The organism is Candidatus Velamenicoccus archaeovorus (assembly GCF_004102945.1).
Classification (GTDB): Bacteria; Omnitrophota; Gorgyraeia; order Velamenicoccales; family Velamenicoccaceae; genus Velamenicoccus; species Velamenicoccus archaeovorus.
On record NZ_CP019384.1, the window covers coordinates 964,144 to 988,153 of the forward strand.

Sequence of the window (24,010 nt, forward strand, 5' to 3'; positions counted from 1 at the left end):
AACGATATCGATTAATCTATCAGTGTAGGTCATATTTATAATAGCAGAAAGCACATGGATTGATTGTTTTGTCTCCGACCAATTCGCTGCGTCGCAATTCCTTTGCCCGCGGGCCATTCCATATCTGCGTAAGAAAATCCTGATTTAGATAGTTTCCAAGGACCGTATTTTCATACATGCGTTCTTCATAAAAAACTTTGTCATTGTCTGCGTGAAAATAAAAGGGTCGCCTTGTTCTGAAAAAGGGGCAAGCGCACACATCGCCATTATAGAAGATACAAACGCCGTGCCAAAGATGATAACACAAGCAATTTCTGAATGGCTTAATATTAGGCAATCTTAAGCGGATTCCTAACCTACGGGCTTTCTGGTGAGCTTGATTAAATAATTGTTCTTTAACTTCATTGTTTATCTCAAATATATTATTATCCTTTTCTTTTTTAACATGGACGATAAATCCGCTAGCATTGATAAAATCAATTCCCAGGTCTTTGGCAAAATCGAGATAGTCAAGGATGTCACCGTAATTATCGCTTCTAAAGATAAAATTAAGGCCAAGTTGAAAGGCTTGTCGCTTATAAGCGGCCCTATACCGGGAAAACAAACGGATGCCCTCGACAGCCTTGTCGAAAGAGCTACCTTTTTTGATGTCTTCATAACGTTGCCGGGAATGGGAATCCACTGAAATCAAAACGCTATCCACCCCTTCCCGAAAAGTCGTCTTGATCTTATTCTCGTCAATCAGACTGGCATTCGTAAAATATCCTGTTTTAATGCCGAAAGACTTAAAAAAATGATGGATGTCCCAGAATTCCGGGTTAAGGAAAGGTTCTCCTAACCCACCGACAAAATAAGTGCTGTAAATATATGGCAAAATATGCCCGAGCTTTTTAAGGTTTTTAAGAGAAACATTGCTTTTGGGAAGACCACCAAGAGCGGGATCGGTTTGGTAGAGCACGCGTTCACAACCAGGACACCGCAAGTTACAAACCGTGCTAACTTCTACCATGAGAGTAATAGGAAAGTAGGGAACATTTTCTGGATGTCTATTACGAAAAATCAAATATTTAGCCACGTTAGACAACCTTAGGGGGGCTAAAAGATATCTAACTTTGACTGCGGAAGCAGCATCAAAACCAAAATATTTTTTAACCTGCCGAAAAATCCCGCTTCCCCGATATCGGTCAAAATTTTTGTCTTTATTGTTCATGCCGTTTTAACCTTATGGTTACATCAATTTCATACCCGTCCTAATGTGTTAAAAGAACGACATCCAATACACATCGGATCTAAGGTGCCGGTTTTTTGAGGAACTCCATTTCGAAGAGCTTTGTATCGTGGTGAATTCCAGATTTCTGTGAAGGGTTTTTCAAAAATATTACCGAGGCAGTTCTTCCTTAAAAAATCTCTGCGATTAGCCATCATTACACCGCAACACGGCATGACATATCCTCCCATCATAATGTAAGGTTGCACCCAGCACGAACACTGGGTAATTGGTGGCTGCATGATCGTGTCTCCTAGCGGAATGTCGATATCGCATTCATCTGCGATACGATTAAGTTCTTTTAAATAATCATCACGTTTTTTTATAGATAGATGTTGTATTTCTTTAAAATCCAAGGTCCCCACGATATTAATAGTATTGCTGACATTCAGCTTCTTGATCAAACGAATAAAATCAGGCAGCTCTTGATAATTGTTTCCCATGATAACATAACGAAATGAAATTTCCGGCAATGGAGATTGGTATTTCTTTTTTAAGTCGTCAAATATCTTAAGGTTCTCTAGGACTTTATTAAATGAGGCACCGCGGCGTATCTCTTCATATGTTTTTGCAGTGGCGCCTTCCATAGAACAGTAAATCCGCTCAACCCCCAATTTTATAACAGCTTCCATTTCATCTCTTTTAAGGTTTGTAAAACTTTCTACAAATTTTACAAAAACCCCCTTCTTCTTTGTGTATTCCAAAATCCGTATAAAGTCCTTATTGAGGAAAGAAGAACCTTCTCCTGTCGTATTGATCCACCACAATCCCGGAAATTGACTAAGGATATGCTTGTATTCGTCAAAGCTCAGATCTCGATTTTCTTCACTCCAATAAGTATGTTCGCAATGGATGCACTTTAAATGGCAGCGAGTTGTAATTTCAACTTCGATTTCCCTTGGATAGGGCGCTAACTTCGGCCAGCGCTTATAAAAAATATGTGGGAGTCCCGGACCAACATTGGCAACGGTGGCTCGAGCAAAAATATAGCTTCGTAATTGCTTAAGGTCCCTCCTGCGAAAAAGAATATATCCCATATTGCGACAATTGCTAATGGCCTCTTCTTTAATATAATTCCATAATTTCATTGGCTACTCCTTATTTTTATAGTGGGAAGATTTGAATCGGCTATACATAACCAATTTTCCTAAGGACATCTTTCTGTTCCTTATGCAGCCATAAATACTAGAAGCTCATGGCAGGTAAGGCGAGTATAAAACTTTCCTTAGCTAAAGACATAAAAAATGGTGGACATGTTTCACTTTGCGAGAAAATACACTATGAAAGAACCAATTTGAATTCGTTCATATTCTTTTCTTTTGAACCAAGCGGGAGGACACTGCAAAATGCCGTTTTCATGAATACTAAAAATAACGACACAAGAGGCCGAGCCAGACAGAGTCTTATCATCTTGATGCTGCGGGCATATTCCAGTAAAAGTCGGAGGAACAAAAAAAGATGTCTGCGGCCTCCCACATTTTATTCTCAGGAATTCCTTAATAGCAAAAGCCGCTTCGCCTCTAAAGTTTTTTTCATCGTTAATGACCATGATGTTATCTTGCGGTCCTGTGTGTTCCTCTAAAAATGAGAACAAAGCCTTGTTTTCCCTCCCTTCCTGTGCGAAAGCCCTAGCGCCTACAAATGACAGCATCAGTTTATAAACAACAAGACACACAGTAAGCCAAAATCCGAATCGATATAAAGAGAAGCCATGTTTGTTACGTCGTGTGGCACAAACGGCCCAATAAAGAATGGCCATAAAGATTCCCATGACAATGACTATGGCTACAGCAGAAAAACGTTTGAATAGTAAAAAATCCATTTTTTCAAAAAAACTTCGACTTATGAACAAATATCCTATCAAAACAAAAACCACTACGGAAGTCAGAAGAATCTTAATCAAGTTTTTTCTTTCAAAAGAAAAACGACTGTCATCTTTTCGTAGAAATTCTAGGAAAGATATCAGAAGCCCTGCATAACCTAACATGAGTGGCAAGATATACCGACCAAAGATACCGCAGCGAGCATAGATCATAAACTGTGGCACGATGATAAGTCCGAATAGAATCAACGAAGGCACTGCATTTGTGGTAAAACTTCGATCAATTCTTTTTGAAGAAAAAAATAAAAACAAAAACGCACAAAGTAAAATGACCAATCCTGCGCCAATCGTAGAAAATGAAAGACTAACATCGATGGCCGTGATAGCCGCTCTGATGAATAACGACAGGTCGAAATGACTAATCCCGCCACCTTGCGCACCATAACCACCGAATCCTACGCTGGCTCCGATGATCAACAAAACCGAAATTGTAAAGATTAAGAGAATAAGAACGGCCCAAAAATTTGCTATCCATGCTTTTTGCCATGAAGTTCCATTGTGGAGACGATAAGACCAAGCCATCAAATAAACAAAGGCAGGAATCATCAAGATGAAGCTTTCTTTTGATAAAGCTGAAAGAATGACGAAAACGACCATGGTACTCCGAAAACAAAATTTGTATCGAGGATGGCGAATGGCAAAAAGCATACAGACCCAAGAGGCCGCCAGAAGTAACATGGCGATATTCTCGTTAGGACCTAAGGACCACCAAACGACGGCTTGGGGTCCCAGTAGAGTCAGTAAAACAAAAAGAATAGAATCGAGCCATGAAAATGATGTCAACCGACATCCGTAATAAAGTAAGAATGACGTTAAGACGGCTAGAACTCCTGCGTAAAACAGCCACGTCGTGAAGTTTGCGCCGAGCCATTTCGTCAACAAAACTCTATGAATGAAATAAAAAGGTCTGAATCGATGACTTCCATTCAAATCTTTCCTAAACCACTTCGTAAATACGCTTCCCCACGTGTTCATTGAAAGATCTTCCTGGACACTAAGAATCTCATTGTCATCGGCCAAATGATAATCGGAAAACAAAGAACCGCTTCCGCCAAGGATGGCGCCCCAAAGCAAAACAAAAAACAAAGCTACAAAAAAATATTCGCCGCGTATGAATATGGCGGGAAAACTACGTTTTTGTGACTCAAATGCCTGCATGATCCCCACGATTCTTTCGATACCACGCGATCGTCTTTTTCAGACCCTCATCCAAACCTACCCGTGGCCGCCACCGCAAAAGGATGTGAGCCTTCTTGTTATCACTGAAAAACCTGATAGCCTCTCCGGCCCGTTTAGGGATAGCTCCTTTCAGCAAAGAGATAGGATTCCCCACGAGTTTAACAACTTTTTGTGCGACATCGAAAATTGTATATTCGCGGCCGTTGCCGACATTGATGACCTCGCCGAGGCAAATCCCGAATCTGCGCGCTGCGCATATAAAAGCATCTACCACGTCACTGACGTAGTTAAATTCTCGTGTTTGGTCGCCCTCCGTCATCGGAAAATCTCTACGTTCCAGACAGTGGGCGATCAATGCGGGAATAAACATATCCTTGTCCTGTTGAGGTCCATATGTCAAAAAGGGCCTTAATGTCATTACGGGGAGGCCGAAGGATGAAAACATCATTTGACCATAATAGGTCGCGGCCACCTTGCTGGCGGAATAAGGAGATACGGGGGTTTCACGCTGACGCTCACGAAAAGGCACGGGGCCATTGCCGTATTCTTCACATGTCCCGGTATTGATGAAGCATTTCAAACGCGGCAGTGCCTCCAGAGCGGCAGTAAGAAGGCTGACCGTTCCCCTGACGTTGACATCCATCATCTCCTCAATCAATTCCGGCTGTCTGGCCGCATTACGCAATGCGGCCAAATGATAAATGAATGCGGGTTTTATTTTCTTAAGACATGAGACGACTTTTCGGAAATTCCGGATATCTCCTTCCCATACAGCAAGGCGCGAGACGACATCTTTCAGACGCGTATGGTTTGCGCCCTTTTTTAAAAAAACATGGACCTTTGCGCCGTCTTCTATGAGACGTTGCGTCAAATGGCTGCCGATAAAGCCGTCGGCGCCCGTCACAAAAACGACACGTCCTTTCAGTAATGAACTCATGCGTCTTTCCAGATTTTCCATAGAGCTCGGCCCTCACGCCAATACTGATTAAGAAGGTCCATATTGCGCAAGGTATCCATGCATTGCCAGAAACCGCGATGCTCATACATCATAAGTTCACGATCCCGAGTGAGGTTCTCAAGTACTTCTTTTTCGAGGGTACACGTATCGGCACCCGACAAATATTTAAAAACTTTCTTGGAAAAGACAAAAAAACCGCCGTTGATAAAACCGCTGGATATCTGGGGTTTCTCGCTGAACCGGCTGATGCGATGATTTTTTACAACCAACTCGCCGAATCTTGCCGGGGGCCTTACACCCGTTATTGTTGCAATCTTTCTATGCTTAAAATGGAATTCCAACAGTTCCCCGAGATTGATATCCGCGACGCCATCTCCATATGTCAACAGGAAAGTGTCGATGCCTGACAGATACGGCTGGACACGTTTGATGCGCGCGCCTGTCATAGCCGTAAGACCCGTTTGGACTAGCGTTACCTCCCAATCCTCTTCATCGTGAGTGCTATGAATCATGATATCTTCGTGGCTGCCAAGTTTCACTGTAAAATCGCAATTGTGGATACGATAATGATAAAAAAACTCTTTAATAATGTCCCCCTTATAGCCCAAACAGATAATAAAGCGACGAAAACCATAATGCGCATATATCTTCATGATATGCCAAAGAATGGGTCGGTCGCCGATCGTTACCATCGGCTTGGGGATAAATTCAGTCTGCTCTCTCATACGGGTCCCAAATCCACCCGCTAGGATCACCACAGGAAATTCGGAAATTTTGGGCATTTTATTCATATGTCCATCCTCTCTTGAAAAGAGCCGCCTCCATGATTAAATTCGCTGCGGACGACAAATAGGGGGCGATGCTTAACTTCCATATAGAGCCTACCGATATATTCCCCAATAAGACCGAGAAAAAACAATTGAAAGCCGCCCAAAATCAGCATCGGCAACAGCGTCGAGGCCCAACCGGGCACCTGATCATGGACCATTTTGACATACAAAACCCAGATAACTCCACCGATGGAAAAGACGCATAAAACTCCGCCAAGAATTGAAGCCATTCTCAAAGGAACGTACGTAAATGAAACAATCCCGGAAAATGCCAAAGAAAAAAGCGACGTGATATTGAATTTTGTGACGCCGTCTCTCCGTGGTTCCCTCCGATAATAAACAACAGCGTATCTGCTTTCCAGCTGCAGTATCATAGCCCGGATAAACCTGTTTCGTTCCGGAAGGCCATTAAACTCCTTTACCAATTCCTTCGACATGAGCCTGAAATCGCCGTGATTGTAAACGATTTCGACACCCATGGCTTGCAAACACTTATAGTAGGATTGGGAAAACCACCGTTTAAACAAACTGTCGGCCTTTCTGTCCTCTCTGACTCCCAAGACCAGGTCGTATCCCTTTTCATAATATGCGACCATTTCTTCTATCTTTTCCGGAGAATCCTGAAGATCGGCATCAATCGTGATAACCGCATCTCCGTTAGCATAAAATAACCCGGCCGAAAGAGACCCTTGGTAACCGAAATTACGCCTCAGAGCAATAATTCTGACGTGTTTGTCTGACTCAAAGATGTGTTGCAGGACTTCAAGCGTCTGATCCGTTGAACCGTTGTCGACATAAACAATTTCAAACTGCGAGCATTTTTTGGATTGACGCAATCCTTCGCAGACATGCAGGAGCCGGCGATGAGTTGCATCCAGAACCTCTTTTTCATTGTGACAGGGTACAACGATACTCAGAAACTGGATTTTACGCATGGTTACCCCTTTTTAAAAGGCGCCATGAAAACAGAGAAAGATTCCTTGATATATCGGATCATTTTGTTGTCAAGCCCAGGGTAAACGCCAATCCAAAAAACCCGGTTCATAACAAAATCAGTATTTTTGAGGCTCCTGAAAACCCTGTGGCGCACGCCTTCAAAAGCCGGGTGACGGAGAATGTTTCCCGCAAACAACGGCCTGGTCGCAATGCGGTTTTTCTCAAGATGGGCGACGAGTTCGTCTTTCGTGAAAGGAGCCGTTTTTTTGACGCCAATCAGGAAACCAAACCAGCTTGGCCGAGATCCCTTCGTTACCTGCGGCAAAATCAGATACTCTTCATATTGTCTTAATGCTTCATGAAGCAATCTAAAATTTTTCTGTCTCAAGCGTACAAATCCGGGCAACTTCTTGAGTTGTGCAACGCCGACCGCGGCAGCCATATCAACGGGCTTAAGATTATATCCAAGATGGGAATAGATGTATTTGTGGTCATACCCTTTCGGCAACGACCCCATTTTCCAGCCAAAGCGGCAACCGCAGGTATTATCCTGTCCGGGTGCACACCAACAATCTCTGCCCCAGTCACGCAGAGACTCAAGTATCCTCTTGAATAACCCATCATTAGTGACGACAGCCCCGCCTTCGCCTGTGGTGATGTGATGCGCAGGATAAAAACTTAAAGTCCCCATGTCGCCGAAGGTCCCGACAGGCTTATCCCTGTAAGTAGCCCCCAAGGCATCGCACGCGTCTTCTATCAGAAATAGCCCGTGTTTTCTGGCGATCCGCATGACGGCTGCCAGATCAAAAGGATTGCCGAGCGTGTGTGCCATAATGATCGCACGCGTCTTTTTGCCGATAGCCTTCTCGAGCAAGCCAGGATCGACATTATAAGTTCCCAGAGCCACATCAACGAAAACCGGAACAAGCCGGTTCTGAATAATAGGGGCGACGGTCGTTGGAAAAGAGGCCGCGAGAGTCAGAACTTCATCTCCGGGTTTCAGCCGCCTCTCTTTCAATAAAGGAGATGTCAGGGCTGAAACAGCCAATAGATTCGCCGAAGATCCCGAGTTCGTCAATACGGCGTAGCGGCATTTCAAATAGGCAGATATATCCTTGGCAAACCGATCGCCGTATCTGCCCAGCGTAAGCCAAAAATCAAGAGAACAATCTACAAGGGCGATCATCTCTTTTTCATCATAGACACGGCCCGCATATGGAATGTGTGTCTGGCCGGGCACAAAGTGCTTCTTGCGCACCCTAAGCCGGTAGATATCCTTGACCAGCTTGAAAATTTTAGCGCGTAGCTTTTTTTCTTGAAAGGTCATGACGCATCCAGTATGACGTGTACCAATCGATAGTCTCTTTCAATCCGTCCTTCAATGAATAAAGGGACTTCCACTCCAACAGCCTTCCCGCTTTGGTCGCGCGAAGACTCTGATTGACGATCTCACCTCTGGCTGTATTTAGAATAAGCGGCTTCAAATCCTTTCGCCCCATAAGATCAAGAATAACTCTCACAAGTTCTTTGACTTTGATCTTTGTCTCATTGCCGAAATTAAAGGCCTGTCCCACAACGGCTTTGCTTCCCATTTTCTCGGCTAAATGGATGTAAGCCCTGGCAGCATCCTTGACATAGAAATAATCCCTCACGTATTCCCCGTCGCTTCTAATGACAGGCCTTTCACCCAGATAAGCCGCACGTATGGTCCCTGGAACGAGACGATTATAATTCACGTCGCCGCCCCCAAACAGGTTGCCGCAACGCGTCACACAAACAGGCAATTTGTAATGGTGGTGGTACATCTGGGCAATCAGATCCGCACAGCTTTTGGATACATCATACGGATTCCTTCCAGCCAGCGGCGTCTCTTCGCCGTACGACAAACCACCGTGGTCCCCATAGGCCTTGTCGCTGGATGCTACGATGATCCGCCTGACGTGCCGGTGATGCCGACAGGCTTCTAAAAGCGACCACGTCCCCTTGATGTTGGATTCAAAGGTAGACAAAGGACTCTGATTGGCTGTGCCGACAATTGTCTGGGCGGCGAGGTGAAAAACAAGCGTGATTTCATATTCATTGAGGATCCGTTCCACTAGAGAATAGTCCTCGACACACCCACGCACAATGGTTATTTGGGATGAAAGGCCATCGGTAAAAATCTTTGATTCCGGCACAAAATCCCTCACCAAACCGACTATCCTGGCTCCTTTTAACAATAGTTCTTGAGTCAGCCATGAACCCAATAAACCGGTGCAACCCGTGATGAAAACCTGCTCTTTATTCCAATGCATAGGCACCTCTTTTTAATCCGCTCGGACTCTCAATAAGCGTTCTTGTTCAATAGTCCTTTCCAGACAGTTAACCAGAGAATCTTCAGATCGAACCAGAGAGACCAGTGCTCGATGTAATAGATGTCGTGTTCGATCCGTTTCTTCATTTTTTCCAGCGTATCCGTCTCTCCCCGCCAGCCATTCACCTGCGCCCAACCGGTGATGCCGGGCTTGACTTTATACCGCCACATATATGTTTCAAGAAGGAGTCTATGTTTTTCATCGAGATACAGCGGGTGCGGACGCGGCCCGACAATGGACATCTGTCCCCGCAGGACATTGTAGAGCTGCGGTAACTCATCAAGGCTGGTGCGCCTCAAAAAACGACCGACAGGAGTAATGCGTCCGTCCTCCCTCTTGGCCTGCAATTTATCAGCGACGTCCTGTTCTGTTACCACCATGCTTCGTAACTTATAAACATAGAATTCCTTACCGGCAATGCCGTATCGCTTTTGCCTGAAAAAAACGGGTCCGGGCGAAGACATCCTGACCAAAGCCGTAAGGACAGCCATCAGGGGCGCAGTCAAGACCAGGGCGAAGGCGGAAACGACGATATCAAAAATACGCTTGAGGACCCTGTTCCATCCATAAATAGGGCTCTCCGTCAAGTTAATGATGGGCATACCGTCAAAATCCTCAATGCTGGCATTGAGCGTCAGGGCCTGGTAGATATTCGGAGCGATGCGCACATCAACGGTTTCCTGCTCAAGTTTTTTTAACAAGTAGGCGAGCCTCTGATAGGCCCGGATCGGCAAGGCAATAAAAACCTGCTCGATCTTATAGCGATCGATTATTTCGCCGGTCATGGCGCAATTACCGAGGATTTCCTTTCCGCAAATGGTGTCGCCGGGCTTCAAATAATCGTCAATCCAGCCTATAAGAGAAAAACCGGTCCAAGTGCTGTCTGCGATCTTTTGGGCAAGTCTTTGGCCTGTCTCCCCTGCCCCGACGATCAAGACATGCTTTAAATTGTAGCCACGGACGCGCAAGAACCTGAGGAGTTTACGCAGAAGGATGCGGTCAAGAAAAATAAGACAAAGGCTCAGTAAGAAAAACAATACGAAAACCAAGCGTGAATAAACGTGGTCCCTGTAAAAAAAGCTCAAGGACAAAAGAACCAGAATCGCCATAAACGTTGCTTTAATGATCTGGAAAAATTCCTGCCAGAGAGATATGTTTCTTTTAGGGGTATACATCTGAAAAATGTCAAAGACCACGGGCCAGACGACGGCAACGACAGGCAGGACAAAGAAATAATAACGTATCGGTGGCACATCGGCAGGCAGAAACCATCCAGTCCTAAAACGCAAGACATAGGACAAAAGCCAGGCGGCCATCGCCAGGATGACATCCGTGAATCTGATGCAACCGATCAGTATCTGCGCGTGTTTCTTCAGCATGTCAATTTTTCAGGTCTAGTAAGACTTTTTCAAAATCAGTCATAACGTTTTCATAGGACAGATGTGTTTCGGCAAAAGAACGGCCGGATGAACCACATCTTTCACGCAGGGCCGGATCATCATAGAATTTCAATATGGCCCCGGCCAAAAGCTTCGGATCTTCCGGAGGCACAACCTCGCCGCAGCCGCTTTTTTGAATGCAGCGTGCAAGCTCGCAATCGGCTTCAGCAGCAGCCACCACAGGCCTGGAACTCCCCATGATATTCCACAATTTGGATGGCATAAGAAAATCGCCGACGCCTTTCTTCTGAATAATGAGCGAGAGATCCGCAGCCCCCAGCATCAAAGGCAGCATCTCGCGGGGCTGCAAAGGCAGAAGGCGTATCTGCTCCGGCTCAATATCTTGAAGCCTTTGTTTGAGCCGGTTCAAACCGGCCCCTTCGCCGACTATCAGATATAAAATGTCTTTGCGGTCTTTTGTTAAAAGGGCCGCATCCGCCAAAATATCCACCCCTTGCTTTTCACCGATGTTGCCGGCATACAAAACAATAAACTTGTCACGGCCGATTCCATAATGCTCTCTAAAAGCATTATCACGGGAAACAGGCTTCAGAAACTGCGTATCGACCCAATTAGGAAACAAAAGGACCGGTCTCCTGAAAGCGCCTTTGGTTTCGATGCGTTTCTTCATTCCATCACTGATGGTCGAAAGAAGAGCGGCCCGCCTGAAAAGAAATCGTTCCCAACGGCGCAAGAAACCCAGAATAAATCTGTTTTTGATAAGCCCGAGATCAGCCGCCGCATCAATCTGTAAATCCTGAATATGGAAAATAAATGGTATGCGTTTCACCCTGCAAAAAAACCAGGCCCAAAACCCCAGTTGCAGAGGCGGACATACAACGATAACGGCATCGATTTTTTTAAAAAGGATCTTGAGGAGACGCCAGCAAGAAGACAAGGCGAATACCGTCTCGTGCATCACGCGGGTTCTGACGTTGACCTTGTTCAGGGAAGGCACAAAAGACCGTAGGATCGTCACGCCTCCTTCTGATTCTGCCTTAGACCAGCGGCCGGCATACGGATGGCCGACTTTCCAGGAAGGATACCACGGGAAAGCCGTCACCACCGTGACCTCGTGGCCCTGGCGCGCCAAATATTCGGCCATCCCGCGATTGAACACACCGATTCCAATCTGTTCGGGATAATAATGAATACTGTAAACCACCACATTCAGTTTCTTTTCGCTTTGGGTCATCGTGTCGCTATCCTCACGATGCCCCTGAAGCGCATCGAGATGATATGGCCGCCGTCTTGTCCATCAATTGCTCTATGGATGACCAGACATCTTGAACGGAGATTCCATCCATACATTCATGACCTGGTTTCTGGCATTTTTTATAGACACAGGGACGGCAGTCTACTTTTTCATTCCAAACCGCGACGATATGGTCATCAAAAGGCTTTGCCAAATACGGCCATTGAGGCCCGTAAAGAACGACGGCCGGCGTCCCGACAGCCGAAGCAAGGTGCGATGCGGCGCTATCCAGACAAACAAGCAGCCTGCAACGCGAAAGAAAAGCCATGATCTGCACTAACGAATTTTTTAATACCAGAATGTCGCCTCCAAGCAAATCCAAAATCTCGGTGACCACAGGTGCGTCCTGCGGCCCTTCAATTAAAACAGGCAAATAATGCCCTTCCTGCAGCATGCGGATCACCCGAACAAAGCGCTCTGGACGCCACAGCTTCTCTTTCGTGCTGGCTCCCGGATGGATAGCCACAACCTCTCTGCCGGCGAGTCCTCTGTTTTTCCAAAACGCATCCAGCCATTTTACGGCATCAGCATCCATAGATAACCGGTAAGATTTGTCATGGATATCCGCCCCCAGATAGCGCAAGACAGACAGCCTCCCCTCTAATAGATGAATGAGATCGCGCGGGAACTCTGGAATATCCGTTAAAAAGATACGTCCGCCGACAATGTCGTATCCCAGCCTGCGTCGCGCCCCGGCTAAAAACAGGAAAAAAATATTCCGGAAATCAATCTGGGCGTCGATGGCCAGATCAAACTTCTGCCTTCTTAAATACAAAACCATGCCTGCAAGTTTCCAGAGATTTTTGATATGGTAACTCCTGATACCCCAGGGGAAAGACGCCGTCAAGATGTCATCGATAAAATCACACCCCCTCAGGAGTTCCTTTGCAAAATCGTTCGCTAAAAAGGTAATCTTAGAATGAGGATAGCGTTTGCGCAGCGCCCGCAAAAGAGGTATGGCCATCATGACATCGCCGATGAGGTGTGACTGCACCACAAGTATTTTTGCCGGGATTTCATCAAAAGAGCCATTCTTATGACCCCGGGAAAAAAAATTAAGGAAACCGTCCAGAGCAAAGCCCCAGCGCAGCTTTTTCTGATTATAAGCCAGAAGAAAAGGGAGCGTCTGATTATTGCTTTTCATCATAGGCGTCAGGTATTTTTATCCACAAAATTTTGCCGATACCACGAGACTGTCCGCCGCAGGCCTTCCCGGAAATCGACCTTGGCCTTAAAGCCGAACTCCTTGCGGGCACGTGAAATGTCGAGGCGCCGGCGCGGCTGGCCGTCAGGTTTTGTCCTGTCCCAGACGATCTGACCGTCAAAACCCGTAAACTGTGTTATCAAACTCACAAGTTCCTTGATCGAAATCTCAAAACCAGAACCGAGATTCACCGGTTCCGGTTTAGAATAACGGCTCGCGGCCAGAACAATCCCTTCAGCGGCATCCTCAACGTAAAGAAATTCCCGCGTAGGCCTGCCTGTCCCCCATACGACCAATCGCGGTTTCCTGCCTATCCTGTCAGTCTCTGCCATGGCGTCAAAGCACTTCCTGATCAAGGCCGGAATGACGTGGGAGCTTTCAGGATTGAAATTGTCTCCGGGTCCATAAAGATTTACAGGCATGAGAAAAATGGCATCGAAACCATACTGTTGACGATAAGCCTGCGCCTGCACAAGCAGCATCTTCTTTGCTAAACCGTATGGCGCATTGGTCTCTTCCGGATAGCCGTTCCACAAATCCTTCTCTTTAAAAGGAACGGGCGTAAATTTCGGATAAGAACAGATTGTTCCTGCAGCCACAAATTTTTCTACACCGCAGCGCCGGCCCACCTCCATCATCTGGACTCCCATCATAAGATTGTCATAGAAGAAACTGCCCGGGTTTTTCTGGTTAGCGCCGATGCCCCCTACCTTCGCTGCCAGATGGATGACCCAGTGAGGACGCGTATACTTGTAAAGCTTTTCAACATCCCCGAACCGGACCAGGTCATAATCACGGCTTTGCGGAGCATAGACATGGGTGCATCCATAACGCTTCAATGCCGCTACGACGAAACGACCCAGGAAACCCGTTCCGCCTGTGACAACGACTCTTTTTTTTGAAAGGTCCGACAGTATCCCTGCGCTTTTTTTATTCATTTAACCCGACCCCATAACGCAAAATCGTGGTTGGTATATCGAAAATCTTTATTCCTCGATATCCGAATACCTTCTCCCGGCGGTTCTTCGCCTGCAAGTTTGATGTCATAATCCACCATGATCTTGACCAGCTCGTCAAAAGCGACTCGCGGATGCCATTTCAATATCTTCCTGGCCTTAGAAATATCAGCCTCAAGATGATCCACTTCGGTCGGCCGGAAATAATGCGGATCGATCTCGATAACGATATCTCCAGTCTTTAACCCCGATCGTCTCGCTGTAGAAGAATTCAGGGAGGCGACATGGCCCTTTTTTTCTGCGCCTCTTCCCTTCCACCTTAAAGAAATTCCGGCGTAGGCAAATGATTTTTCAACGAATTCCTGGACTGAATGGCTTTCCCCCGTCCCGACGACAAAGTCATCTGGGGCCTTTTGCTGAAGAATGAGCCACATCATTTCAACATATTCGGGGGCAAAACCCCAATCCCGCCTGGCCCCAAGGTTGCCGAGAAAAAGCTTCTTTTGTTTTCGCGAGATAATATTGGCGACGGCGCGGGTGATCTTGCGGGTCACAAACGTCTCGCCGCGCCTGGGGCTCTCGTGGTTAAAAAGAATGCCGTTGGCGGCAAAGATTCCGTACCCCTCCCGGTAATTCTTGACCATGTTGTACGCGTATAGCTTGGCACAGGCATAAGGGCTTTGCGGCTCAAAGGAAGTTTTTTCTGATTGAGGAGCCGGCGCTTTTCCGAACATCTCGCTCGAAGACGCCTGATAAAAACGTATGTCCTGACCGCAATGCCGGATAGCTTCCAGGAGCCGCGTCACACCCAGGGCCGTCACATTACCCGTGTATTCAGGCATGTCAAAACTGACCCGTACATGGCTTTGAGCACCCAGATGATAGACCTCTTGAGGCTTAATGCCGTAAATTAGCCGGTTAATCACTTCGGCATCGGTCAAATCGCCGTAATGCAGAAAAAGGCGGGCCCCGGAACTGTGAGGATCGACATAGATATGGTCAATCCGACCCGTATTGAAAGTGCTAGAACGCCTAATAATGCCATGAACTTCGTAACCTTTATCCAACAAAAATTCCGCAAGATAAGAGCCGTCCTGCCCGGTAATGCCCGTAATGAGAGCTTTTTTCATAGGAATCATCCCCGGCTTTCCGAAATAAACTGGTGAGGTTTTGTTCTGCCGAAACTGTCCTGGAATCTGACAATGTCTGTTTCCGTAAGACTTGCGCCTGTCTGCACCTCGACGATCTTTAAAATAGTCTTCTCCCTGTTCTCGAGACGGTGGCGATGGCCTTTGGGGATAAATGTGCTTTCATTCTTGTGGACACGGTAACGACCTTTGCCGTTTGTGATCGTGGCCTGCCCCTGGATCACGACCCAGTGTTCGCTGCGTTTCCTATGAAGCTGGAGGCTCAAAGATCTTCCTGGCAGGACCTCCACAAGCTTGATCTTGAAACCCGGCCCTGTTTCAAGAACCGTATAGCTCCCCCATGGGCGCTTGACAGTGACATGACAAAAATGTTCTTCTCTGTTTTTCTTTTTCAAGATATCCACAACCTGCTTGACGTCTTCACTCTTCTTTTTATCGGCAATAAAAAGAGCGTCGGGCGTATCAACCACAATCAATCCTTTGAGGCCGATGGTGGCTATCAAATGCTCGCGTCCGAGCACCGTCAGATCTCGGCTGCCGATATCGACAATGTCGGCGAGCAAGAGATTGCTGTTTTTATCTTTGCGCTGAAGCTCGTCCCATGCCTGCCAGCTACCGAGATCCGACCAACCAAGCCCGTCAGCCGGGATCATGGCTGCATTTCTTGTCTTCTCCATTACACCGTAATCGAAAGAAACAGGACGGATCCTGTTCCACGACGCCAAGCCCTCTTCTCCTTCGGCCGAGGCCGCAGCAGAAACCTGTTTCAAGAGCAAAGGCAGATGCGTGCGTATGGCCGACAAAAATACCCCCACACTACCGACGAAAATACCGCTATTCCAGAAATACGAACCTTGTTTCAGGAATTTTTTGGCCGTTTTCAAATCCGGTTTCTCGCAGAACCTCTCAACACGACGCAAGATATTTGCCGGACCAAAGCTTCCCTTGGACGGCGCTTTGATATAACCGTATCCCATTGCCGGGCGATGAGGCGGGATCCCGAAAACGACAAAACGGTCGCGGCAGTTGGCAAAAGCGCGCCGTATAAGAAGAGAAAACCTGTTCTTATTCGTTATCTGCTGGTCACATGGAAGGACGGCGACGCTGGCGTCTTCATCCTTGCAACGATCAAAGATGATCTTGGCAGCCAAAGCTATGGCGGGAGCCGTATTTTTGGGGGTAGGTTCAAAAATCAGGTTGGAAAGCGGGATATTGAATGAAGCAGTCTCCGATCTTATGATATCCCCATACAGGGGCGAGGTAACAATATAAATATTTTTAGCCGGAATGAGAGAATGGATACGCTCCAGGGAACGTCGAAAAAGACTCTTGTCTCTCCCCAGCCGAAGGAACTGCTTTGGTTCGAGCGTCCGGCTCTGGGGCCAAAATCTGCTGCCGACTCCGCCGGCCAGTAAAACGGCGTATCTGGCGTCGCTATTTCTCATCTTTTTTCCCAAAAATAAACCTGAAGAACCTGACGGTGTCTTTCACGGGATGAATCGCGCTGTATTGACCGTCATAGACGGATGTGATAGGAACGGATTCAATCTTGAACCCCGCGCGCGCGACTTCCAGAAGCATCTCTGATTCGATTTCATATCGATCTGTGTTCAGGGAGATCGCCCGCAAGGCATCCATAGAAATAAGTCGAAAACCGCACTGGGTATCGGGAACGCGCTGACGGCACATCCTGGAGATCATAAAAGACATGAAGGCATTTGTCAGCTGTCTGATAAAAGGCATCCTCTTGGGCTTATGCATCCTGTTGCCGACCACAAGTCCAGGGGATTTCTCACGAAAACACCGGATAAACTGGTCGACGTCCGAAGGCAAATGCTGGCCATCTCCGTCCATGACGATCACGCCTTCATAAGCACGGGCCTTGAGGATCTCAAAGGCCTTGCGTAAAGAAGCGCCTTTGCCGAGGTTGCGCTCGTTAATGATGACTTCCGCGCCGTTGGCGTGCGCGAGCCTGGCTGTCTGGTCTATAGACCCGTCATCGATCGCCGTGACATCGAACCCCTTGGCCCTCAAGCTCATGACCAGCCAGCCGATCGTTTTTTCCTCGTTGAACGACGGAATAAGACAAACGAAAGCGCTCATTCTTTCCAAAACTCCCTGAACATCATCCATTGTGTGGGATATTTTCTGATCTGTGCCTCGATGGAACGCGTATAAGCTTCGATATATTCGTCTTCCGTCAACCCTTGGGCCAGCGGTCTTGAAAAAGTAAGCGTATGGTGATCGTGCTCATCCCGAGCAACGAAGCCTGTAATGATCGCGGCCCCCGTCCTGGTGGCCAGAATGGCAGGGCCGCGGGGCATCATTTTTTTCTCCCCCAAAAAATCCATCAGTTTTCCATTGTTTGAAAAAACCCTGTCGCCCACAAGAGCTACAAGTTGATTTTTATGCAAGGCTTCATATATCCTTCTTAGCGCAATACCCAGGGAAGGAACGACAATCGCCCCGATGCGTTCCCTTTGCCTGTTGAACAAAGCGTTGACCTTCGGATGACGGTGCGGCAAAGCCACCGCCACAAAGGGATAGCCTAAAAGGGCCATACAGACACCTCCCAATTCCCAATTATCCAGGTGGGCTGCGACGATAATAACACCCTTGCCTTTTTTCAGGGCCTCATCAATGTATTCAAGGCCGCTGATGGTCATGATCTTGCGGATGTCTTCCTTTTTGAGATATTTAACGCGGAAAAATTCGATCAGATATTTGCCGAAATTCACGAATACCTGCTTGGCGAAACTATTGACCTGATGATGCTGTTCGCGAGGAAGAATTTTCAGAAGGTTGCTGATGACCGCGCGCCTGTCGCGGGGAGAAAGATAATATTTCGCATAGGAAAGCGCAATCGCCACCCCGTAAGCGGCTTTCAGGGGTAAAAAGGTCGCAAAAAAATAACCTATCCGGTAAAAGACATATGCGATCATTTGTTACTCAAGACAAAGGCCGCGATATCACACGAAGAGGTCGCCTTTGCCAGCGAGCGCCCTTTCATGTTCGATAATGTCCCGGCATCGGCCGCGCCTCCCGCCAGAATACAGCGAACCGCAGGCACCACATCTGAAACGCCGGCCGCGCTGAGTGCCGCCTGGGCATCGATCAGAAAATCCGTATTCCTGGCCTCTTGGCCCGGGATGGGATTCAAGATCACCATGGGCAAGCCTTTGGCAAGGGATTCAGCCGTCGTAATACCGCCAGGCTTTGTGATCACGAGATTCGCCGCACTCATCAATTGTTCAATCTCGTTCGTGTATTTAAATGTCAGAACGCGTTTTTGGAAACGCCGGTTCACCATCCACCTGTAGAGCTTGCGGTTAAGGCCGCAGACCACCATCATCTGCATCGGCAATTCGCACTCATCCAGCTGTTTGATGATCTGTTTGATGGGGCCGAGTCCATGACCGCCCCCCATCACCAAAACAGCGGGAATATCCTTGTCCAGACCGTATTGCGCACGGATTTCTACGGCATCAACGGCTTTGGCGAATTTGGGGTCAATAGGGATGCCCAGCACTCGTATCTTCTCGGGCGGCACGCCTTTACGAGAAAGCTCCTGGCTGGCCTGTTCGCCGGCCACAACATAAAAATCAACTTCATCGTAAACCCAAAATGAATGCGGCGCAAAATCCGTCAAGACCCCGTAAAGCTTAAAACGCCCCCCTCGTTCACGTTTATACGCCGACAGGATCCCGCAGGGAAAAGCCTGGGTGCACACAACGGCATCGGCCGAAAATTCGCCCAAAAGGTTTTCCAGCTTATTGAATGCCCTGCGGTGCAGCCACGTCTTGAAACCGTCGCTCTTTTTAACAAAAGACGGCCGGTCATAAAGAAAGCGCCAAATAGACGGAACTCTTTTAATGACAAATAGATAAACCTTATGCGTCAACCATTCCGTGACGGGAAAAAAATAACGGAAAGCATTGATGCATTTTACCGTCACAGATGGATCAACGATCTCAAATCCCTTCTTCAAGGCAGAGGCGGCGCTATGATGTCCGGACCGCTCCGTAATATATAAAATCAGCACTCTTTTCCCTGAAAGCATAGGTGTCAGTTTAACAGAAAAGTCTTTCTATTTCAAAGGGTTTTAACGAATTTTAGCATGTCAAATTCCTTGGAGAATCAGGTAAAAAGAGACGGCCAGACGGAGTTGTTTTGCAGACAGAAAGCCAGGATTTCGAGCCTGTTTTTATGGCGTTTCAACAGACGTTGCAGCCAGATAGAACATGCCGAAGGATATCAGGCCCTGGATGCGTACGGGAATGCGTTTTGGGTCGTCCGTCAACCAGATCTTGTATTTGGAAGGTTGGCTTTCGATGTAGAAGACAGAAAATCTCCCCAAGGGGACCTTCAGGGAAGTTTTGGATTTCACGGTCAATTCAAATTTTTGTGTTGGAAGATTGACTGCATATGTTTTTCCGACAGCCATGTCCGGATCATTGCGCAAACGATAGATCAACAAGAGAACATTCTCCAAGGGGGTGTCGGAGGAAATCGTTTCAGTCTGCGAAGCCTTGCCATCCGTGGTCTTTGCGATAAGCACGCTTTTGCTGCCGGCTGCATATGTTTCCTCGATTGCTTCTTGTTTGCCGAAAAGCCTGACACGTCTCTCTACTTTATGCGGAAATTTGAAATCTTCGGAGCCATAGACATCTTCAGTATCATTGACCGAAAATGTTTCGACACGAAGCCTCACATGCTGGCTGACGCCCTCCCGGCTTTCATCGCGTCCCGCATACGTTAAAACCCCGGAACCGACCTTGATGATATTGGAATAAACACCGAAAGAAATCGTTTCTCCCGCCGGAAAAACTGTTTTTGTGGTGTCTGCGGTTTTGCGAGCGGCCGCTGGTCTGGCTTCAGTCGGCCCCAAAAGAACCGAGGGCGTAGGGCTAAAAAACAGGAATCCGCCTGCGGCGGCACCCACGATGAAAACAACAAGCAAAACTCGATAGAATTTCATGCTATGAATCTCCCCCTGGCTGAAGCCAGGGGTTTCTTTCCTGCATGATCCCGCCAGTTTGCTTCGCAAACTTCCGGCGGGATAATCTTCGCCGCATTCATCCCCGGCTTGAAAGCTGGGGATTTCTGCGTCTCGATTAAAAAAGATCTCTGGCTTTGTGTTTGTCGGCTATGTCTTTGACATCCTGATACTCCACATACGTCAGGTCCGGCCGCTTCTGGCAGACCCTTGCAATCATGGATCCTTTGATGGCGTCGGGATTCTTGCGCAGGGTGATATAGCGGAAGTCCGTGCCGCATTGGGGACAATACTTTTCCCGGGAATAATCGATCCCTACATGCCGGCAACTGAAACAATCACCCATCAATTCGCCTGCCACAAGCAGATGCGCCGCCACCGTATCATAATCCAGTTCCTGACCAACCCGAAGATAAACCTTCTCCATCAGATTACTCCAGCGTGGAATAAATCACCAATAACCAAGAAACAATATCCAAATAGAACTCAGTACCCAACCCCAAATCAAAAAACATTTATTCAGATTTTGTAATAATTGCAGATAAAATATTCTTCAGTTCTCCTACCTCTCTCATGAGGGGTTCAATTTCACCTGCCATGTGGCCGTTGGCCTCAAGGATCAATTCCAACCAATGCAGACTTTCCTTAGCTTCTCTCCTAGCAATTTTTAAACGTTGGATAAAATCTTTTTTTCCTAAAGGATCGTTGGCTTCTCTGTAATTAGCCCCAACAGAGCCGGATGCGCCGATAACTTGACTAATTAATCTATCATTCATGGGATTTCTTTGCAAATTTTTACAAATCCGTATAACAGATTTGGCGAATTCAGTCGTTCTTCTTTCTAAATCGTATTTCATCATTATTAGCTCTCGAAATCCCAAGCATCAAGATACAAAATACAAACAAATTTCAAATCTCAAATTCAAATGACCAAACAGATTTTTTCTCTTTGAATGTGGGAATTTGATTGTTGGATTTTATTTGGTTATTGTATCTTGGGATTTGGTCATTTCTTCATTATTAGCTATTTTTCTTGGTGTCTGGATATTTGAAATCGTCATGTTTTTGCCAAATATATGCCATCTCCTTCGTGCACATCCTTAAAAACCTCCAGGCCGATTTCCTGCCCCTTGACTGCCCGTTCAATCGGTCTTCGATCGATCTGCATGGAGCCGACCGTCTGCCTGAAATCCGTATTCCGCCCTTTGACCCAGACGGCATCGCCGATCGCCAAAGGAACCCGGCACTTGAAAACTGCGGCTTTTACCTTCGGAAAATAATGGGTGATGTCGCCGGCCAAGACCCAAGGCGTCTTGGCGGATTTCTTTACGGCCTTCTTCCGGAGCGCCGGACGGAGCGCCGCACGCCGGTGAAGTTTTCGTGCCCTACGCCGCGCCTTATGTCTTACGACTCTCTTCTTCTTTCGGGGGGATATTTTCCTGTGAGAAAAACGGTTTCTCCGGCGAGGAACAGGACGCATGCGCCTGCGCGCATGCTTTCGTCCTTGCGTCGCGCGCCTTCTTCTGCGTTTTTTAAATCCGAAAACCCGACCAAGGGTTTTAAAGAATTTTTTAAAAACCATTCTCAGCGGGCCGACTCAAGCGTGATATCAACGTTCAAGCCGCCATGGAGGGTATTATGGATAAGGCAGGAACGCGCCGCTTCTAGGATCGCGCGGGCACGCGGGCCGGGATCGGCCTTGGGCAGGCGGACCTTTACTTCAACCGCCGCTATAGATTTTTTGTCATCACTCAGGCGCCAATCAAGGGAAATAACGCAACCTTCCGCATCGATCTTGGCATTCTGGCAATAACGCACGACATACACGCCGATGCAACTCCCCAGCGAGGCGACAAAAAGATCGGGCGGCGCCATCCCTGCGTCCGTTCCGCCTTTCTCAGGCGGAAGATCAATGGTAAGATTGTGTTTTCCTGCCATAGCCTCGAATTTAATGCCACCTTGATAAGCGACCGTAAGATTATTCATGAGAATTTCTCCCAGTGGATCATTTCTTTCGACGCTTTCTTTTGTGGCGCCGGTATTTCGGCAGGCATGCCGACGGCGACCAGGCTGACCAGCTTTAAATCCTGAGCTCCACCCAGAAAACCCCTGACTTTATCGGTGTAATCCTTTTTGTCTCCGGCGATCCAGCAGGCGCCAAGCCCGGCCATCGAGAGCGCCAGTAACGCCTGGGTCGTGGCCGCGCAGCCATCCTCCAGATAATATTTCGTATCATGGCAAAAGACGACAATGCATGCCGATGCGTATTCAAGAAAAGCGCCATTAGGAGAAACGATCGCGGAGAGTTCCTTGAGGCGGGGTCTTTGCGTGACGACAACAAACTCCCAGGGCTGGACATTTCTGGCTGTCGGGGCCTGCGAGGCCGCCCAAACGGCCTCCTCTAGGAGCGTCTTAGAAACTTCGCCCGGTTTATACTTGCGGATGCTGCGGCGATGGCTGAAAATATCCTTACGGTCGCTCATGCCGTCTCAATCACGCCTCGTCGCTGACCATGAGGATTGAATCAAGCTCGCCAAACGGATTCTTTTCCGAAATCGGGTTCGAAGGATCTTCTGTCCATTTTCCGTCGACGACAAAACGATATTTATAGTTGCCAGGTTTCAGGCTGACCTGTGTCTTCCAGATGCCGTTATCCTTCGTGAGGCGCGATCTGTCGTCCAGGGACCAGTTATTGAATTCGCCGACGACATAAACGCTGTCATTCGCAGAACCTGTGAATTGGAACTCGACAGGCAAAAGCTCGCGGGTCTTCTTTTTGACGATCTTCTTCATGGCGGCCGTGATCTTCTCCATCAAGGCGCCCTCTCCGGAGATGATCTCGCGCGACAGGCTGAAATAATCCTTGGCCCCGCGGCTGTATTTATCGAAGGCGAAAATCGTCTTGGCTTCGGATTGTGATTCTTTGATCTTTACGTTGATATGCACGATCGTATTGAAGACCTTCGACCCAAAGGTCTCCTTGATCTGATTAAGAACATTGAAAGAGTGGCGCAGGCGGGAATCGAAATTATTCACAAGCACGCGATAGGACACTTTATGGCCGAGCCTGTCCCTGATCAAATCCACGATCTCGACGAGCCTCTGCACGCCGTCCACCGAAAAACGGGACGCCTCGACGGGGATGATCATCTGATGCGCCGCCCGGATCGCATTCACCGTCAACAATCCCAGGTTCGGAGGACAATCGATCAGACAAAAATCATAAGCACCCTGAAAATCCTTCAAAATGTCCTGCAATCTTGATTCGCGGCCGATCTCGTCAGACAATTCCTGGTCTATGGTCGACAACATGATATTGGACGGCGCCAGGTCAAAATTGGGCCCGATATTGACAATGATGTCTTTCAGGGAGCATTTGTTCTTGCTGATCTTGGACAAGCAATCATAGATGCCGATATCTTTCTCGACTCCCAACCCCATCGAAGCATGGGCCTGAGGATCCAGGTCAATCAAAAGCGTCTTCTTGCCGTTAAGCGCCAGAGCTGCAGCCAGGTTACAAGCCGTCGTGGTCTTACCGCATCCGCCTTTTTGATTGGCAACTGCAAATATCTCCATATCGACCTCCGGTCCTAAGGTTTGGCCCAT

General features: G+C 47.5%; 24 protein-coding genes. All 24 read right to left on the reverse strand.

Annotated elements, in window-relative coordinates:
- Window positions 1–19: 19 nt before the first annotated feature.
- The 24 genes from BU251_RS04285 to BU251_RS04400 all read right to left on the reverse strand — a co-directional run bounded on the left by BU251_RS04285 (window position 20) and on the right by BU251_RS04400 (window position 23,980).
- A complete protein-coding gene (locus BU251_RS04285; RefSeq protein ID WP_128699661.1) occupies window positions 20–1,210 on the reverse strand; it encodes a radical SAM protein in 1,191 nt (396 codons plus the stop codon).
- A 29-nt stretch (window positions 1,211–1,239) separates the two neighbouring features.
- Entirely contained in the window at window positions 1,240–2,355 is a 1,116-nt protein-coding gene (locus BU251_RS04290) for a radical SAM protein (protein ID WP_128699662.1), read from the reverse strand.
- 170 nt (window positions 2,356–2,525) lie between these two features.
- Window positions 2,526–4,316: a glycosyltransferase family protein gene (locus tag BU251_RS04295; protein WP_128699663.1), complete on the reverse strand. Its 1,791-nt coding sequence runs from the start codon at window positions 4,314–4,316 to the stop codon at window positions 2,526–2,528.
- Window positions 4,294–5,286, reverse strand: coding sequence for an NAD-dependent epimerase/dehydratase family protein (locus BU251_RS04300; RefSeq protein ID WP_128699664.1), 993 nt, complete (start codon window positions 5,284–5,286; stop codon window positions 4,294–4,296). The genes BU251_RS04295 and BU251_RS04300 overlap by 23 nt, the downstream gene beginning before the upstream one ends.
- Window positions 5,262–6,077 carry a glucose-1-phosphate cytidylyltransferase gene (gene rfbF, locus BU251_RS04305; RefSeq protein WP_228767846.1) on the reverse strand — a complete coding sequence of 272 codons (816 nt, stop codon included), beginning with the start codon at window positions 6,075–6,077 and terminating at the stop codon, window positions 5,262–5,264. The genes BU251_RS04300 and rfbF overlap by 25 nt, the downstream gene beginning before the upstream one ends.
- Window positions 6,074–7,051, reverse strand: coding sequence for a glycosyltransferase family 2 protein (locus tag BU251_RS04310; protein WP_128699665.1), 978 nt, complete (start codon window positions 7,049–7,051; stop codon window positions 6,074–6,076). Before BU251_RS04310 ends, rfbF begins: the two co-directional genes overlap by 4 nt.
- A 2-nt stretch (window positions 7,052–7,053) precedes the next feature.
- The gene (gene rfbH, locus BU251_RS04315) at window positions 7,054–8,379 is read right to left on the reverse strand and encodes a lipopolysaccharide biosynthesis protein RfbH (protein WP_128699666.1); all 1,326 of its coding nucleotides are present in this window, start codon (window positions 8,377–8,379) and stop codon (window positions 7,054–7,056) included.
- Window positions 8,348–9,346: a GDP-mannose 4,6-dehydratase gene (locus tag BU251_RS04320; protein WP_128699667.1), complete on the reverse strand. Its 999-nt coding sequence runs from the start codon at window positions 9,344–9,346 to the stop codon at window positions 8,348–8,350. The genes rfbH and BU251_RS04320 overlap by 32 nt, the downstream gene beginning before the upstream one ends.
- 29 nt (window positions 9,347–9,375) lie before the next feature.
- Window positions 9,376–10,785: an undecaprenyl-phosphate glucose phosphotransferase gene (locus BU251_RS04325; RefSeq protein WP_128699668.1), complete on the reverse strand. Its 1,410-nt coding sequence runs from the start codon at window positions 10,783–10,785 to the stop codon at window positions 9,376–9,378.
- A gap of 1 nt (window position 10,786) precedes the next feature.
- Window positions 10,787–12,040: a WcaI family glycosyltransferase gene (locus BU251_RS04330; RefSeq protein WP_128699669.1), complete on the reverse strand. Its 1,254-nt coding sequence runs from the start codon at window positions 12,038–12,040 to the stop codon at window positions 10,787–10,789.
- 13 nt (window positions 12,041–12,053) lie between these two features.
- On the reverse strand, window positions 12,054–13,247 hold the full coding sequence (locus tag BU251_RS04335; RefSeq protein ID WP_128699670.1) for a glycosyltransferase family 9 protein: 1,194 nt from the start codon (window positions 13,245–13,247) through the stop codon (window positions 12,054–12,056).
- 5 nt (window positions 13,248–13,252) lie between these two features.
- A complete protein-coding gene (locus BU251_RS04340) occupies window positions 13,253–14,242 on the reverse strand; it encodes a GDP-L-fucose synthase family protein (protein WP_128699671.1) in 990 nt (329 codons plus the stop codon).
- Complete coding sequence (gmd, locus tag BU251_RS04345; protein ID WP_128699672.1) at window positions 14,239–15,390, reverse strand: GDP-mannose 4,6-dehydratase; 1,152 nt, start codon at window positions 15,388–15,390, stop codon at window positions 14,239–14,241. Before gmd ends, BU251_RS04340 begins: the two co-directional genes overlap by 4 nt.
- A gap of 5 nt (window positions 15,391–15,395) precedes the next feature.
- Window positions 15,396–16,853 (reverse strand): mannose-1-phosphate guanylyltransferase/mannose-6-phosphate isomerase, encoded by a 1,458-nt coding sequence (locus BU251_RS04350; RefSeq protein WP_128699673.1) that lies wholly within the window; start codon window positions 16,851–16,853, stop codon window positions 15,396–15,398.
- Window positions 16,843–17,511 (reverse strand): glycosyltransferase family 2 protein, encoded by a 669-nt coding sequence (locus BU251_RS04355; RefSeq protein ID WP_164908864.1) that lies wholly within the window; start codon window positions 17,509–17,511, stop codon window positions 16,843–16,845. The genes BU251_RS04350 and BU251_RS04355 overlap by 11 nt, the downstream gene beginning before the upstream one ends.
- Window positions 17,508–18,350: a lysophospholipid acyltransferase family protein gene (locus BU251_RS04360; protein ID WP_128699675.1), complete on the reverse strand. Its 843-nt coding sequence runs from the start codon at window positions 18,348–18,350 to the stop codon at window positions 17,508–17,510. Before BU251_RS04360 ends, BU251_RS04355 begins: the two co-directional genes overlap by 4 nt.
- On the reverse strand, window positions 18,347–19,450 hold the full coding sequence (locus tag BU251_RS04365; RefSeq protein ID WP_164908865.1) for an MGDG synthase family glycosyltransferase: 1,104 nt from the start codon (window positions 19,448–19,450) through the stop codon (window positions 18,347–18,349). The genes BU251_RS04360 and BU251_RS04365 overlap by 4 nt, the downstream gene beginning before the upstream one ends.
- Before the next feature lie 162 nt (window positions 19,451–19,612).
- Window positions 19,613–20,386 carry a DUF3108 domain-containing protein gene (locus BU251_RS04370; protein WP_128699677.1) on the reverse strand — a complete coding sequence of 258 codons (774 nt, stop codon included), beginning with the start codon at window positions 20,384–20,386 and terminating at the stop codon, window positions 19,613–19,615.
- Between the two features lie 136 nt (window positions 20,387–20,522).
- The gene (locus tag BU251_RS04375) at window positions 20,523–20,831 is read right to left on the reverse strand and encodes a hypothetical protein (RefSeq protein ID WP_128699678.1); all 309 of its coding nucleotides are present in this window, start codon (window positions 20,829–20,831) and stop codon (window positions 20,523–20,525) included.
- A gap of 88 nt (window positions 20,832–20,919) precedes the next feature.
- Window positions 20,920–21,264: a four helix bundle protein gene (locus tag BU251_RS04380; protein ID WP_128699679.1), complete on the reverse strand. Its 345-nt coding sequence runs from the start codon at window positions 21,262–21,264 to the stop codon at window positions 20,920–20,922.
- Window positions 21,265–21,461: 197 nt separating this feature from the next.
- Window positions 21,462–21,704: a translation elongation factor-like protein gene (locus BU251_RS04385; RefSeq protein ID WP_128699680.1), complete on the reverse strand. Its 243-nt coding sequence runs from the start codon at window positions 21,702–21,704 to the stop codon at window positions 21,462–21,464.
- Window positions 21,705–21,988: 284 nt separating this feature from the next.
- On the reverse strand, window positions 21,989–22,390 hold the full coding sequence (locus BU251_RS04390) for an OsmC family protein (protein ID WP_128699681.1): 402 nt from the start codon (window positions 22,388–22,390) through the stop codon (window positions 21,989–21,991).
- Window positions 22,387–22,887 (reverse strand): nitroreductase family protein, encoded by a 501-nt coding sequence (locus tag BU251_RS04395; protein WP_128699682.1) that lies wholly within the window; start codon window positions 22,885–22,887, stop codon window positions 22,387–22,389. Before BU251_RS04395 ends, BU251_RS04390 begins: the two co-directional genes overlap by 4 nt.
- A 10-nt stretch (window positions 22,888–22,897) precedes the next feature.
- Window positions 22,898–23,980 (reverse strand): AAA family ATPase, encoded by a 1,083-nt coding sequence (locus BU251_RS04400; protein ID WP_164908866.1) that lies wholly within the window; start codon window positions 23,978–23,980, stop codon window positions 22,898–22,900.
- Window positions 23,981–24,010 lie beyond the last annotated feature (30 nt).